General features: G+C 46.0%; 24 protein-coding genes. All 24 read right to left on the bottom strand.

Going from position 1 to position 11,844, the window contains the following annotated elements; all coding sequences use genetic code 11:
• Positions 1–63: 63 nt before the first annotated feature.
• Positions 64–180 carry a 50S ribosomal protein L36 gene (rpmJ, locus tag P8H32_RS04460; RefSeq protein ID WP_297293452.1) on the bottom strand — a complete coding sequence of 39 codons (117 nt, stop codon included), beginning with the start codon at positions 178–180 and terminating at the stop codon, positions 64–66.
• 65 nt (positions 181–245) lie between these two features.
• Positions 246–1,571: a preprotein translocase subunit SecY gene (gene secY, locus P8H32_RS04455; protein WP_297293454.1), complete on the bottom strand. Its 1,326-nt coding sequence runs from the start codon at positions 1,569–1,571 to the stop codon at positions 246–248.
• 6 nt (positions 1,572–1,577) lie between these two features.
• Positions 1,578–2,024 (bottom strand): 50S ribosomal protein L15, encoded by a 447-nt coding sequence (gene rplO / locus P8H32_RS04450; protein ID WP_297293456.1) that lies wholly within the window; start codon positions 2,022–2,024, stop codon positions 1,578–1,580.
• A gap of 2 nt (positions 2,025–2,026) precedes the next feature.
• Positions 2,027–2,209: a 50S ribosomal protein L30 gene (gene rpmD / locus P8H32_RS04445; protein WP_297293458.1), complete on the bottom strand. Its 183-nt coding sequence runs from the start codon at positions 2,207–2,209 to the stop codon at positions 2,027–2,029.
• Between the two features lie 45 nt (positions 2,210–2,254).
• Positions 2,255–2,767, bottom strand: coding sequence for a 30S ribosomal protein S5 (gene rpsE, locus P8H32_RS04440; protein WP_085758617.1), 513 nt, complete (start codon positions 2,765–2,767; stop codon positions 2,255–2,257).
• 36 nt (positions 2,768–2,803) lie between these two features.
• Positions 2,804–3,154 carry a 50S ribosomal protein L18 gene (gene rplR, locus P8H32_RS04435; RefSeq protein ID WP_297293460.1) on the bottom strand — a complete coding sequence of 117 codons (351 nt, stop codon included), beginning with the start codon at positions 3,152–3,154 and terminating at the stop codon, positions 2,804–2,806.
• A 17-nt stretch (positions 3,155–3,171) separates the two neighbouring features.
• Positions 3,172–3,705, bottom strand: coding sequence for a 50S ribosomal protein L6 (gene rplF, locus P8H32_RS04430; RefSeq protein WP_297293462.1), 534 nt, complete (start codon positions 3,703–3,705; stop codon positions 3,172–3,174).
• 37 nt (positions 3,706–3,742) lie between these two features.
• Positions 3,743–4,138: a 30S ribosomal protein S8 gene (gene rpsH / locus P8H32_RS04425; protein WP_297293464.1), complete on the bottom strand. Its 396-nt coding sequence runs from the start codon at positions 4,136–4,138 to the stop codon at positions 3,743–3,745.
• Positions 4,139–4,156: 18 nt separating this feature from the next.
• The gene (gene rpsN, locus P8H32_RS04420) at positions 4,157–4,462 is read right to left on the bottom strand and encodes a 30S ribosomal protein S14 (RefSeq protein ID WP_085758613.1); all 306 of its coding nucleotides are present in this window, start codon (positions 4,460–4,462) and stop codon (positions 4,157–4,159) included.
• 15 nt (positions 4,463–4,477) lie between these two features.
• Positions 4,478–5,017, bottom strand: coding sequence for a 50S ribosomal protein L5 (gene rplE, locus P8H32_RS04415; protein ID WP_297293477.1), 540 nt, complete (start codon positions 5,015–5,017; stop codon positions 4,478–4,480).
• Positions 5,018–5,080: 63 nt separating this feature from the next.
• A complete protein-coding gene (gene rplX, locus P8H32_RS04410) occupies positions 5,081–5,395 on the bottom strand; it encodes a 50S ribosomal protein L24 (protein ID WP_297293469.1) in 315 nt (104 codons plus the stop codon).
• Between the two features lie 39 nt (positions 5,396–5,434).
• Positions 5,435–5,803 (bottom strand): 50S ribosomal protein L14, encoded by a 369-nt coding sequence (rplN, locus tag P8H32_RS04405; RefSeq protein WP_297293471.1) that lies wholly within the window; start codon positions 5,801–5,803, stop codon positions 5,435–5,437.
• Positions 5,804–5,857: 54 nt separating this feature from the next.
• Positions 5,858–6,124: a 30S ribosomal protein S17 gene (rpsQ, locus tag P8H32_RS04400; protein WP_297293473.1), complete on the bottom strand. Its 267-nt coding sequence runs from the start codon at positions 6,122–6,124 to the stop codon at positions 5,858–5,860.
• A 1-nt stretch (position 6,125) separates the two neighbouring features.
• On the bottom strand, positions 6,126–6,317 hold the full coding sequence (gene rpmC / locus P8H32_RS04395; RefSeq protein WP_085758608.1) for a 50S ribosomal protein L29: 192 nt from the start codon (positions 6,315–6,317) through the stop codon (positions 6,126–6,128).
• On the bottom strand, positions 6,317–6,730 hold the full coding sequence (rplP, locus tag P8H32_RS04390) for a 50S ribosomal protein L16 (RefSeq protein WP_297293475.1): 414 nt from the start codon (positions 6,728–6,730) through the stop codon (positions 6,317–6,319). The genes rpmC and rplP overlap by 1 nt, the downstream gene beginning before the upstream one ends.
• Before the next feature lie 81 nt (positions 6,731–6,811).
• Positions 6,812–7,489, bottom strand: coding sequence for a 30S ribosomal protein S3 (rpsC, locus tag P8H32_RS04385; protein WP_297292335.1), 678 nt, complete (start codon positions 7,487–7,489; stop codon positions 6,812–6,814).
• 15 nt (positions 7,490–7,504) lie between these two features.
• Complete coding sequence (gene rplV / locus P8H32_RS04380) at positions 7,505–7,843, bottom strand: 50S ribosomal protein L22 (RefSeq protein ID WP_301088580.1); 339 nt, start codon at positions 7,841–7,843, stop codon at positions 7,505–7,507.
• A 26-nt stretch (positions 7,844–7,869) separates the two neighbouring features.
• On the bottom strand, positions 7,870–8,142 hold the full coding sequence (gene rpsS / locus P8H32_RS04375) for a 30S ribosomal protein S19 (protein ID WP_085758604.1): 273 nt from the start codon (positions 8,140–8,142) through the stop codon (positions 7,870–7,872).
• Between the two features lie 31 nt (positions 8,143–8,173).
• A complete protein-coding gene (gene rplB / locus P8H32_RS04370) occupies positions 8,174–9,001 on the bottom strand; it encodes a 50S ribosomal protein L2 (RefSeq protein WP_297292334.1) in 828 nt (275 codons plus the stop codon).
• 37 nt (positions 9,002–9,038) lie between these two features.
• Positions 9,039–9,326: a 50S ribosomal protein L23 gene (rplW, locus tag P8H32_RS04365; RefSeq protein ID WP_301088557.1), complete on the bottom strand. Its 288-nt coding sequence runs from the start codon at positions 9,324–9,326 to the stop codon at positions 9,039–9,041.
• Positions 9,323–9,943, bottom strand: a complete 621-nt coding sequence (gene rplD, locus P8H32_RS04360) for a 50S ribosomal protein L4 (protein WP_297292333.1) — start codon at positions 9,941–9,943, stop codon at positions 9,323–9,325. The genes rplW and rplD overlap by 4 nt, the downstream gene beginning before the upstream one ends.
• Before the next feature lie 2 nt (positions 9,944–9,945).
• A complete protein-coding gene (rplC, locus tag P8H32_RS04355; RefSeq protein ID WP_301088556.1) occupies positions 9,946–10,590 on the bottom strand; it encodes a 50S ribosomal protein L3 in 645 nt (214 codons plus the stop codon).
• A 148-nt stretch (positions 10,591–10,738) separates the two neighbouring features.
• Positions 10,739–11,050, bottom strand: a complete 312-nt coding sequence (gene rpsJ, locus P8H32_RS04350) for a 30S ribosomal protein S10 (protein ID WP_297292331.1) — start codon at positions 11,048–11,050, stop codon at positions 10,739–10,741.
• A gap of 678 nt (positions 11,051–11,728) precedes the next feature.
• Positions 11,729–11,844: hypothetical protein (locus P8H32_RS04345; RefSeq protein WP_301088553.1), on the bottom strand; the 116-nt coding region annotated here is incomplete at its 5' end.

Raw genomic sequence — 11,844 nt, 5'->3', positions numbered from 1 at the left:
TCAGATTAATAAAAAATCAACCTGATCGTTACTACATTTTAAGATAAGCCAAATGGCCTGATCTTAACCTTGACGCTGCTTGTGGCGAGGCTCTGTGTTACAGATAACACGAACAACACCGTTGCGGCGTACAATTTTGCAGTCACGACAGATTTTCTTTACAGAAGCACGAACTTTCATTTCACTTCTCCACTACTACTCTTAATACTATTTTATAAAACAGGGGTTTCAGCTTGGAGGGTTAATTAACCGCCTTTGCCTTTACCATAACTTTTTAGGTTGGCCTTTTTCATCATGCCTTCATACTGATGTGACATCAGATGAGACTGAACCTGAGACATAAAGTCCATGACCACAACCACAACAATCAACAGGGAAGTACCACCCAAGTAGAACGGTACATTCCACATCACCACTAAAAACTGTGGCAACAAACACACCAAGGCGATATACAAAGAACCAAAGATCGTTAAGCGCGTTAGTACACTGTCGATATAGTTGGCTGTTTGCTCACCGGGACGAATCCCTGGCAAGAACGCACCTGAGCGTTTTAAATTATCGGCCACTTCTTTCGGGTTAAACATCAACGCCGTATAGAAGAAGCAGAAAAATACAATCAACATGGTAAACAATAAGATGTTTAGCGGTTGGCCTGGGCCTATAGCTAATGACACTTCTTGTAACCACTCCATGCCTTCACCCTGACCAAACCACTGGGCAATAGACGCTGGAAATAATAAGAGTGAGCTGGCAAATATCGCCGGGATAACACCCGCCATATTAACCTTCATGGGCAAATGGCTCTGCTGCCCCTGCATCACTTTGTTACCTTGCTGGCGCTTAGCGTAGTTCACGGTGATACGACGCTGACCGCGCTCGATAAATACCACCAGATATACAACTGCAATCGCCAAGGCTAAGATCAGCAACAATATCAAGATATTGAGTTCGCCCTGTCTTGCCTGCTCAATCGATTGACCAACGGCCGAAGGTAAACCGGCAACAATACCTGCGAAGATTAATAACGATATACCGTTACCAATACCGCGCTCAGTGACCTGCTCACCTAACCACATCATAAAGACCGCGCCCGTTACCAGCGATACAATCGCGATAAGGTAGAACGAAAGCCCCATGTTGTAGGCCATACCGGAATTGGCTAAACCAACCACCATACCGGTGCCCTGTACAGTGGCTAAAATCACTGTCAGGTAACGGGTGTACTGACTTATCTTGCGACGACCAGCTTCACCATCTTTCTTTAGTGCTTCCAGCTGAGGGCTAACGGCACTCATCAGCTGCATAATGATGGAAGCGGAGATATACGGCATGATACCCAATGCCAATATACTCATACGCTCAAGCGCACCACCAGAGAACATATTGAATAAACCCAGAACCGTACCCTGGTTCTGGTTAAACATGGCTGCGATCTGGTCCGGATTAATACCTGGTACCGGAATATGGGTACCGATACGATAAATAATTATGGCAATCAGAACAAAACGAAGGCGAGCAAAAAGCTCGCCTAGTCCAGATTGCTTTCCGCCGGATAGCAGCCCTGTATTCACTATGGATTATTCCTCAATCTTTCCGCCAGCTTTCTCGATTGCTTCACGAGCGCCTTTGGTTACACCCAAACCTTTAATGGTCACAGCTTTTGTTACATCGCCTGACAAAAAGATTTTTGCACGTTCGATATTAGTACCAACCAAGTCAGCACGCTTAAGTGCTGTTAGATCGATCACGTCATCCTGCACGGCAGCTAATTCGCTAGTGCGGATTTGCGCGGTTACACGAGCTACGCGAGAAGTGAAGCCGTACTTAGGCAAACGCTTCTGCATTGGCATCTGGCCACCCTCGAAACCTGGGCGAACACTACCGCCACTGCGAGCTTTTTGACCTTTGTGACCACGGCCACCGGTTTTACCTAAACCGCTACCGATACCACGACCAACACGCTTTGAGCTGTGCTTGGCACCGGGTGCCGGGCTCAATGTATTTAAACGTAATTCTTCAGTCATGATTAATCCTCAACCCGTAGCATATAGCTGACTTGGTTAATCATACCGCGTGTTGAAGGAGTGTCTTCCACTTCAACCGTATGATTAATGCGACGTAAACCTAAACCGGCAACTGAAGCTTTGTGCTCCTTTCTGCGACCGTTAGTACTACGTACCAGCGTTACTTTAACTGTCTTCTTGGCCATTTCTGCAACCCTAATGCTCAGCGGTCAATACCGCTGATTCACTACTTAATTTAAAATTTCTTCTACTGTTTTGCCGCGGCGATTCGCTACTTGCTCAGGTGAAGCCATTGTTTCAAGCGCTTTGAAAGTTGCGCGAACAACGTTTACCGGATTAGTAGAACCGTAGCTCTTGGCTAGTACGTTATGTACACCCGCCATTTCCAATACAGCTCGCATTGCGCCACCGGCGATAACACCAGTACCCTGGGATGCAGGCTGCATGTAGATTTTTGAAGCACCGTGGTTTGCTTTGATCGGATACTGAATAGTGTCACCATTCAGATCAACGTCGATCATATTGCGACGTGCCGCTTCCATAGCTTTCTGGATAGCAACTGGCACTTCGCGAGCCTTACCACGACCAAAGCCGACTTTACCGTTACCGTCACCAACTACTGTCAGCGCAGTGAAACCGAAAATACGACCACCTTTTACAACTTTTGCAACACGGTTAACCTGAACCAGCTTCTCTTGTAAGCCTTCAGAATCGTCCTGCTTTTTTGAATCATTAAATGACATCGTTTAACCCTGACTCTAATTCAATCGCTTGAATCGTTAGAATTGTAGGCCGCCTTCGCGGGCTGCCTCTGCCAAAGCCTTAATGCGGCCATGGTATTTAAAACCACTACGGTCAAAAGCTACGTCGGAAATACCGGCGGCCTTTGCACGCTCTGCTATCAACTTACCAACACTAGCTGCAGCATCAGCATTACCTGTGCTACCAGAGCGCAAGTCTTTGTCTAGTGTTGAAGCACTAGCTAAAACCTTATCGCCTTCCGGGCCAATAATTTGTGCATAAATGTGCTGCGAAGTGCGGTGAACGCTCAGGCGATTAGCACCTAACTCACGCATCTTTACGCGGGCTCGGCGAGCACGACGCAATCTTGATGTTTTCTTGTCGCTCATACTAGTACCTATCTACCTTACTTCTTCTTAGCTTCTTTACGACGAACATACTCGTCGGAATAACGAATACCTTTACCTTTATAAGGCTCAGGTGGACGGAAGGCACGAATTTCAGCGGCTACCTGTCCAATCAACTGTTTGTCTGCGCCTTTCAACACGATCTCAGTCTGAGATGGAGTCTCCGCAGTGACACCTTCAGGTAGTTCGTAGTCAACCGGGTGTGAAAAACCTAAAGTTAGGTTCAACGTTTTACCCGCTGCTTTCGCACGATAACCAACACCGTTTAGCTCAAGCTTCTTCTGGAAACCGGTGCTAACACCGATAACCATATTGTTAACTAACGCGCGAGTGGTACCCGCTAAGGCCCAAGCATCTTTCGCGTCGTCACGACCTGAAAACACAATATTGTTTTCTTCTTGTTTAACTTCTACCTTCTCGTGTACACCCCAAGACATAGATTCTTTGGCGCCTTTAACAGTCACTTCCTGACCGTTAATTTTCACCTCAACACCTGCTGGGATAGCCACTGGGCTTTTTGCTACTCTAGACATAGTCTTAAACTCTGACTCTATTTAAGTGACAGTTTTCTTAGAAAACTGTGCAAAGTACTTCACCACCAACACCGGCAGCACGTGCTGCGCGATCTGTCATCACACCTTTAGAGGTAGATACAATCGCAACACCTAAACCACCACGTACTTTTGGCAATTCATCTTTACCCACGTAAGAACGCAAACCAGGGCGACTTACACGGTCAATTTCAACAATAACTGGCTTGCCGTTATAGTACTTAAGCTCTACAACTAAATTGGGCTTGCCATCTACAGCTTCGTTACGCGAACCAGCAACAAAGCCTTCGTCCTGTAACACACCAGCCAAAGCTGCTTTTAATTTTGAAGCGGGCATCGCAACTTCAGGCTTACCAGCCATCTGTGCATTGCGAATCCGGGTTAGCATATCCGCTACGGGATCTTGCATACTCATATTTTTGCTCCTAAAGCCTTACCAGCTAGCCTTAACTAGACCAGGTACGTCGCCGCGCATAGCAGCTTCGCGTAATTTGTTACGACATAAACCAAACTTGCGATAAACACCGTGTGGACGACCGGTAACCTGACAGCGGTTACGCTGACGAACCGGGTTAGCATCACGTGGTAGCTTTTGCAGTTTGATCTGCGCAGCCCACTTGTCATCATCACTCGCGTTTGGATCCAGGATCAGTGCTTTAAGCTCGGCGCGTTTTGCTGCAAACTTTTTAACAGTTGCTGCACGCTTTGCTTCGCGGGCGATCATCGATTTCTTTGCCATGCCGCTATACCTAAATTAGTTCTTAAAAGGGAAATTAAATGCTTTCAGCAAGGCCAAACCTTCTTCGTTGTTCTTTGCTGAAGTGGTAATGGTAATATCCATACCACGAATCTTATCAATTTTGTCATAGTCGATTTCAGGGAAGATAATCTGCTCTGAAACACCCATTGCAAAGTTGCCGCGACCGTCAAATGATTTCGGGCTAATGCCGCGGAAATCACGAATACGTGGAATAGAGATGCTGATTAAGCGCTCTAGGAATTCGTACATACGATCGCTACGCAATGTCACCTTACAACCGATTGGCCAATCTTCACGGACTTTAAAGCCAGCGATAGATTTACGTGCCTTAGTGACCACAACTTTCTGGCCGCTAATCTGTTCCATATTGCTTACTGCATGCTCAAGAACTTTTTTGTCGCCCAGAGCTTCACCCACACCCATATTCAAAGTGATCTTGGTGATCTGCGGAACTTCCATCACATTGTCCAGCTTCAGCTCTTCTTTAAGCTGTGCTTTTAACTCTGTGTTGTACTTTTCTTTCAAATTAGCCATTTCTTTTCTCAGCTTTCTCTGTGTTGCCACTGTAAACCTTCTTCTTTCTGGTGAAAGAGAAAATTACGCGTCAATCTGTTCGCCGTTTGATTTGAAGATACGCACTTTCTTGCCGCCTTCAACTTTAAAACCTACACGATCCGCTTTCGCAGTAGCGCTATTAAAAATCGCTACATTTGAAATCTGAATCGGCGCTTCTTTTTCAATAATGCCGCCAGGTACATTAGCCTGTGGATTAGGCTTCTGGTGTTTCTTCATCATATTGATGCCAGAAACCAGCAGACGGTCTTCACCAACCTGACCTACTACCTTGCCACGCTTGCCTTTGTCTTTACCTGCCAGGATGATGACTTCGTCATCTCGCATAATTTTACGCATTTCCGATCCTCTACTCTCTCTGCTTCTCTAAACCAGCACTTAAAGTACTTCAGGGGCCAGAGAGATAATCTTCATAAATTTTTCACCGCGCAGTTCGCGGGTTACTGGGCCAAAGATACGAGTACCAATTGGCGCATCCTGAGCATTCAGGATAACTGCTGCGTTATCGTCAAACTTGATCATCGAGCCATCACCGCGACGCACGCCTTTTCTGGTGCGCACTACAACCGCTGTCATTACCTGACCTTTTTTTACTTTACCGCGAGGAATTGCTTCCTTCACAGTAACCTTGATCAGGTCACCAATACGCGCATAACGACGGTGTGAACCACCCAGTACTTTGATACACATAACACGACGTGCGCCGCTGTTATCTGCTACATCTAAATACGATTCTGTTTGAATCATCTTCTACTCCAAACCTTCTTATCGATTCCAACCCTTTAAAGAGTCAGAGGCGCGTTATACCTGTACGGCACTGACTTCAATTTTTTCCAATTTCCAGGTCTTAGACTTGGAATATGGCTTTGTCTCGCTGATAGTGACAACATCACCAGCTTTACATTCGTTATTTTCATCGTGAGCATGAAGCTTTGATGAACGAATCATGTATTTGCCGTAGATAGGATGCTTAACTTTACGCTCAATAAGAACCGTAATTGTTTTATCCATCTTGTCGCTAACGACTTTACCCGTCGCTGTACGAGCTCCGCTTTCTTTTGCTGACATCTTAGTTACCTGCCTTTTCTGAAAGCACAGTTTTTACCCGTGCGATATCTTTACGAGCTTGTTTCAACAGGTGGGATTGACCCAACTGACCTGTAGCATTTTGCATGTTTAGCTTAAACTGGTCTTCACGCAGTTTTACTAACTCAGCGCCTAGCTCTTCTACAGATTTTTCACGTAATTCTGAAGCTTTCATTACATTACCGACCGTTTAACAAAAGTGGTTGCAACTGGAATCTTGGCTGCCGCTAAAGCAAATGCTTCACGCGCCAACTCTTCGGTTACGCCCTGCACTTCATAAAGCACTTTGCCTGGCTGAACCTGTGCTACCCAGTACTCAACATTACCCTTACCTTTACCTTGACGAACTTCTAAAGGCTTACCGGTAATTGGCTTGTCTGGAAACACTCGAATCCAAATTTTACCGCCACGCTTAATGTGACGAGTCATCGCACGACGTGCGGCTTCGATCTGACGAGCAGTTACTCGGCCACGGCCAACAGCTTTAAGGCCGTATTCACCGAAACTAATTTTGCTGCCACGATGTGCCAAACCGCGATTGCGGCCTTTCATCATCTTACGAAATTTTGTACGTTTAGGTTGTAGCATTTGCTGAACCCTTACCCTTTAATTCTGTATAAAACTAAATTCTTTTGTGTCTGCCTTTAACTCAATATTTCAAAGAGTTAATTAAGCAGCACCCTTCTTACCTTTTGGCTTCTGTTCAACTTCTTCAACACCGCCAATCACTTCACCTTTGAAGATCCATACTTTGACACCGATGATGCCGTAAGTAGTTGCTGCTTCATAAGTGGAGTAATCAATATCAGCGCGAAGAGTATGAAGAGGCACACGACCTTCACGATACCATTCAGTACGTGCAATCTCAGCACCACCAACACGACCACTAACCTGAACTTTGATGCCCTGTGCACCCTGACGCATGGCGTTTTGTACGACACGCTTCATGGCACGACGGAACATAACACGACGCTCTAACTGGCCAGCAACATTCTGCGCAACCAATTTTGCATCCAAATCAGGCTTACGAATCTCTTCGATATTGATGTGCACTGGCACACCCATTTTGACGCTTAGCTCTTTACGTAGCTTATCAACGTCTTCACCTTTTTTACCGATAACGATACCAGGACGCGCGGTATGAATAGTGATACGCGCTGTCTGTGCTGGACGCTCAATAACGATGCGACTTACAGAAGCACTTTCAAGCTTCTTGGCAACGTATTCACGAACTTCTAGATCGTTGATCAGGTTTTCAGAATAGGCTGAGCCATCGGCATACCAAACTGAAGTATGCTCTTTGGTGATACCTAAACGTATGCCTGTTGGGTGTACTTTCTGACCCATCTGGTCGTCTCCTAATTAGTCTTCGCTGTCGCTAACTTTAACGGTAATGTGACAAGAACGCTTAAGGATGCGATCCGCACGACCTTTAGCCCGTGGACGAAGACGTTTCAATGTTCTGCCTTCATCAACAAAGATTGTTGATACTTTTAGCTCATCAACGTCTGCACCTTCGTTATGCTCTGCGTTAGCAATAGCAGAGTTCAATAATTTCTTAACAATGTCAGCGGCTTTTTTGTTGCTGAATTCAAGCACATCAAGCGCTTCTTCAACTTCTTTGCCACGGATCTGGTCAGCAATCAAACGCACTTTTTGCGGAGAGATTTGTGCACCAGTTAATTTCGCTGAAACTTCCATCATCTATACCTTCTCTTAACTGCTTCTTAGCGCGCTTTCTTATCAGCGACATGGCCGCGATAAGTGCGAGTTGCAGCGAATTCACCCAATTTGTGACCAACCATATCTTCGGTTACAAATACTGGGACATGCTGACGGCCATTGTGAACAGCAATGGTCAAACCAACCATATCCGGAGAGATCATTGAACGACGCGACCAGGTTTTAATGGGACGCTTGTCATTACTTTCGATCGCTGTCTCGACCTTCTTCATCAAGTGAAGATCAATAAATGGACCTTTTTTTAGTGAACGTGGCACAGCACCTTCCTCTCTTTAATTCGTTTAGCTATTAGCGAGCGTTACGCTTGCGTACGATTAACTTGTTAGTACGCTTATTCTTACGCGTCTTATAACCTTTAGTTGGCATACCCCAAGGTGAAACAGGATGACGACCGCCCGAAGTACGACCTTCACCACCACCATGCGGGTGATCAACCGGGTTCATTGCCACACCGCGAACGGTAGGACGAACACCACGCCAGCGCTTAGCACCAGCTTTACCTAACTTACGCAAGCTGTGCTCACTGTTAGATACTTCGCCTAAAGTAGCGCGACATTCTGACAAAATTTTACGCATCTCACCTGAACGCAGACGCAATGTTACGTACTGACCTTCACGTGCAACTAGCTGCGCAGAAGTACCGGCGCTACGTGCAATCTGTGCACCTTTGCCAGGCTTCATTTCGATACAGTGAACAACACTACCCACAGGGATATTGCGCAATGGCAATGTATTACCCGGCTTGATAGGTGCTGCATCACCAGACATGATCGGATCGCCAGCAGAAACACCTTTAGGCGCAATAATGTAGCGACGCTCACCGTCAGCATACAAAACCAAAGCGATATTAGCGCTACGGTTTGGATCATATTCCAGACGCTCAATGGTCGCCGGGATACCATCTTTATTACGCTTAAAGTCGATTAAGCGATAGTGCTGCTTGTGACCACCACCGATATGACGGGTAGTGATACGACCATTGTTGTTACGACCGCCACTCTTGCTTTTCTTTTCTAGCAAGGGCGCATAAGGAGCACCTTTATGTAAGTCAGCGTGTACAACGCGAACTACATGACGGCGCCCTGGAGATGTCGGTTTTGCTTTTACAATTGCCATCTGACTTTCTCTCTACCTATACCTTTAGTGACGCTAATTAATCGATCAACGCAAAGTCAATGTCTTGACCTTGAGCTAAACGAACATAAGCTTTTTTCCAACTAGACTTAGCCGCTAGACCAAACTTGTTGCGCTTAACTTTGCCTTTAACATTCACAGTTTGAACATTTTCGACAGTCACTTTGAATAATTTCTCTACAGCGTGCTTAACTTCAAGCTTGGTTGCGTCAACCGCAACACGGAAAACCACTTGATCTTCGCCCATCGCTGCTTTCTCAGAAATATGAGGGCCTTTTAGAACCGTATACAGTCTTTCTGCATTCATCCCAATAACTCCTCAAACTTCTTCAGTGCAGAAACAGTGATAATCACTTTATCTGCATCAATTAGACTTACTGGATCAACACCTTCAACATCAACAACATTCACTTTATGCAAGTTGCGTGATGCCAAGTACAAGTTTTCAGACACTTCTTCTGAAATCAATAAGGCGCTTTCCACACCAAAACCGTCGATCACTTTAACCAGCGACTTGGTTTTAGGCTTTTTGATCTCGAGCTCATCAACCACAACCAAACGCTCTTGACGAGACAATTCAGAAAGGATTGAACGCAGAGCTGCGCGATACATTTTTTTGTTTACTTTCTGTGAGTGATCTTGAGGCTGAGCCGCAAAAGTCACACCACCAGAACGCCAGATTGGCGAACGGATAGTACCAGCACGAGCGCGGCCAGTACCTTTTTGACGCCAAGGCTTTTTACCACCGCCAGATACCGCAGCACGGTTTTTCTGAGCGCGAGTACCCTGACGAGCACCTGCTAAATAAGCAGTAACGACCTGGTGAACCAGATCTTCATTAAATTCTTTGGCGAAAGTCGCTTCAGATACTTCAACAGCACCGGTTGCTTTTTTCTTGCCTACAGTAAAAGTCGCTAATTCCATGATTATGCTCCCCTCACTTTAACAGCGGGACTAACAATAACGTCACCACCTGGAGCACCTGGAACAGCACCCTTGATTAAAATCAGGTTACGCGCTTCATCAACACGAACCACTTCAAGAGTCTGAATGGTCACTTTCTCAGCACCCATATGGCCCGACATTTTCTTACCTTTGAAAACGCGACCAGGAGTCTGACACTGACCAATAGAACCATTTGAACGGTGAGAGATAGAGTTACCGTGAGTAGCATCTTGCATTTGGAAATTCCAACGCTTGATACCACCCTGAAAACCCTTACCCTTTGATTGGCCGGTCACATCAACTTTCTGACCCACTTCAAATGTAGTAACAGTTAACTCGGCACCTACTTCAGGAGCTTCATCACCATCTTCTAAACGGAATTCCCAGAGACCACGTCCAGCTTCTACGCCTGCTTTCGCAAACAAACCAGCGTCAGTCTTAGATACGCGAGAAGCTTTTGCACCACCAGTAGTAACCTGGATAGCAGAGTAGCCATCGCTCTCGCTTGTTTTGACACCAGTAACACGGTTGGGACTAACCTCAACCACCGTTACCGGGATAGATATGCCGTCGTCGGTAAAGACGCGGGTCATGCCGCTTTTACGGCCGACTAAACCAATTGTCATCTTACAACCTCACAGTGTACGGGGCTTAACCCTCTATGGCCGAACTCTAAAATATTTAGAGAACGTTACACGACTCAGGGGTGACCCCCGAGCGGGTCTAACTTTAAAAAATATATTTATTCGCTTAGTAGATTAAAACCTTAAAGGCTTAACCCAAACTAATCTGAACTTCTACACCAGCCGCCAAGTCCAACTTCATCAACGCATCAACCGTCTTTTCCGTTGGCTCTACGATATCTAACAAACGCTTGTGAGTGCGGATCTCGTATTGATCACGAGCATCCTTATTCACGTGCGGTGAAACCAAGATAGTAAAACGTTCTTTGCGTGTAGGTAGTGGAATTGGACCACGAACCTGCGCACCCGTACGCTTTGCTGTTTCTACGATTTCTTCTGTAGACACGTCGATTAGGCGATGATCAAAAGCTTTTAAACGAATTCTGATTCGCTGATTTTGCACTGATCAAACTCCAATCGTGTTTTAACAGGGGCTCACCAACATTGGCTGGGGCTACCCGAAAAAAGGAAGGCGCATTCTAAAGATCGAAACAGGGACTGTCAACACTATTTCTATCTTATTTATGGGGGAATGGTAGTAGTACCAAAACACGCAATAGAGAGGAATAAAATCCAACACAATCAACAACTTAAATAAAAACCACTCGATATAAAAACCGACCAGGGCAGCTCAAAAAAGACTCGTCCGGAACAATACCTGCCCACAACCATAAGCCAGCCTCAAAAAAGACCGCCCCAGGGCTGCCCTTTTGGTTTCACAGCATCAAAGCAGACATAAATTGCCTTACATATAACTCAAATAAATCTGGCATCATTAATCGCAAACCCTGAAAGAAATCATAAAGTGACACAAGACCTGAGGTGGGCAGAGGGTTTTGAGACCGTCAAAATGCAGGGATGCATTTTGTCGACCGCCCAGGGATGTTTTACAGCGTGTCGCAAAACCCTCTGGCCACCTCAGGTCGCTCCGGCACTATCTACTCGCCCAGCCTACTGTTTCTCCCGCGGAGCGGGAGTCTGGATTCCCGCCTTCGCGGGAATGACGGGATGGGGGAGAGAATTACGGGTATAAAAAAGGCCACCCGAAGGCAGCCTTTTTTGGTATCGCGCTAAGAATCGATTATTCGATGATCTTAGCAACAACACCCGCACCAACAGTACGACCACCTTCACGGATTGCGAAGCGTAAACCTTCGTCCATCGCGATTGGGTTGATCAGGGTAACGGTCATCTGAA

The organism is Oceanicoccus sp. (genome assembly GCF_029238675.1).
Taxonomy (GTDB): domain Bacteria; phylum Pseudomonadota; class Gammaproteobacteria; order Pseudomonadales; family Dasaniaceae; genus Oceanicoccus.
Note: the sequence above shows the minus strand (reverse complement) of the source record. Positions and strands in the feature narration are given on the sequence as shown.

What these genes read in the sequence shown, in the direction of transcription:
- rplV (WP_301088580.1), bottom strand. Translation starts at nt 7,843, where the DNA reads ATGGAAGTTTCAGCGAAATTAACTGGTGCACAAATCTCTCCGCAAAAA.
- rpsN (WP_085758613.1), bottom strand. Translation starts at nt 4,462, where the DNA reads ATGGCAAAGAAATCGATGATCGCCCGCGAAGCAAAGCGTGCAGCAACT.
- rplC (WP_301088556.1), bottom strand. Translation starts at nt 10,590, where the DNA reads ATGACAATTGGTTTAGTCGGCCGTAAAAGCGGCATGACCCGCGTCTTT.
- rpmD (WP_297293458.1), bottom strand. Translation starts at nt 2,209, where the DNA reads ATGGCCAAGAAGACAGTTAAAGTAACGCTGGTACGTAGTACTAACGGT.
- rpmC (WP_085758608.1), bottom strand. Translation starts at nt 6,317, where the DNA reads ATGAAAGCTTCAGAATTACGTGAAAAATCTGTAGAAGAGCTAGGCGCT.
- rplB (WP_297292334.1), bottom strand. Translation starts at nt 9,001, where the DNA reads ATGGCAATTGTAAAAGCAAAACCGACATCTCCAGGGCGCCGTCATGTA.
- rpmJ (WP_297293452.1), bottom strand. Translation starts at nt 180, where the DNA reads ATGAAAGTTCGTGCTTCTGTAAAGAAAATCTGTCGTGACTGCAAAATT.
- rpsQ (WP_297293473.1), bottom strand. Translation starts at nt 6,124, where the DNA reads ATGTCAGCAAAAGAAAGCGGAGCTCGTACAGCGACGGGTAAAGTCGTT.
- rplW (WP_301088557.1), bottom strand. Translation starts at nt 9,326, where the DNA reads ATGAATGCAGAAAGACTGTATACGGTTCTAAAAGGCCCTCATATTTCT.
- rplF (WP_297293462.1), bottom strand. Translation starts at nt 3,705, where the DNA reads ATGTCTAGAGTAGCAAAAAGCCCAGTGGCTATCCCAGCAGGTGTTGAG.
- rpsC (WP_297292335.1), bottom strand. Translation starts at nt 7,489, where the DNA reads ATGGGTCAGAAAGTACACCCAACAGGCATACGTTTAGGTATCACCAAA.
- rplP (WP_297293475.1), bottom strand. Translation starts at nt 6,730, where the DNA reads ATGCTACAACCTAAACGTACAAAATTTCGTAAGATGATGAAAGGCCGC.
- rplX (WP_297293469.1), bottom strand. Translation starts at nt 5,395, where the DNA reads ATGCGTAAAATTATGCGAGATGACGAAGTCATCATCCTGGCAGGTAAA.
- rplO (WP_297293456.1), bottom strand. Translation starts at nt 2,024, where the DNA reads ATGACTGAAGAATTACGTTTAAATACATTGAGCCCGGCACCCGGTGCC.
- rplD (WP_297292333.1), bottom strand. Translation starts at nt 9,943, where the DNA reads ATGGAATTAGCGACTTTTACTGTAGGCAAGAAAAAAGCAACCGGTGCT.
- rpsE (WP_085758617.1), bottom strand. Translation starts at nt 2,767, where the DNA reads ATGTCATTTAATGATTCAAAAAAGCAGGACGATTCTGAAGGCTTACAA.
- rplN (WP_297293471.1), bottom strand. Translation starts at nt 5,803, where the DNA reads ATGATTCAAACAGAATCGTATTTAGATGTAGCAGATAACAGCGGCGCA.
- rpsH (WP_297293464.1), bottom strand. Translation starts at nt 4,138, where the DNA reads ATGAGTATGCAAGATCCCGTAGCGGATATGCTAACCCGGATTCGCAAT.
- rplE (WP_297293477.1), bottom strand. Translation starts at nt 5,017, where the DNA reads ATGGCTAATTTGAAAGAAAAGTACAACACAGAGTTAAAAGCACAGCTT.
- rplR (WP_297293460.1), bottom strand. Translation starts at nt 3,154, where the DNA reads ATGAGCGACAAGAAAACATCAAGATTGCGTCGTGCTCGCCGAGCCCGC.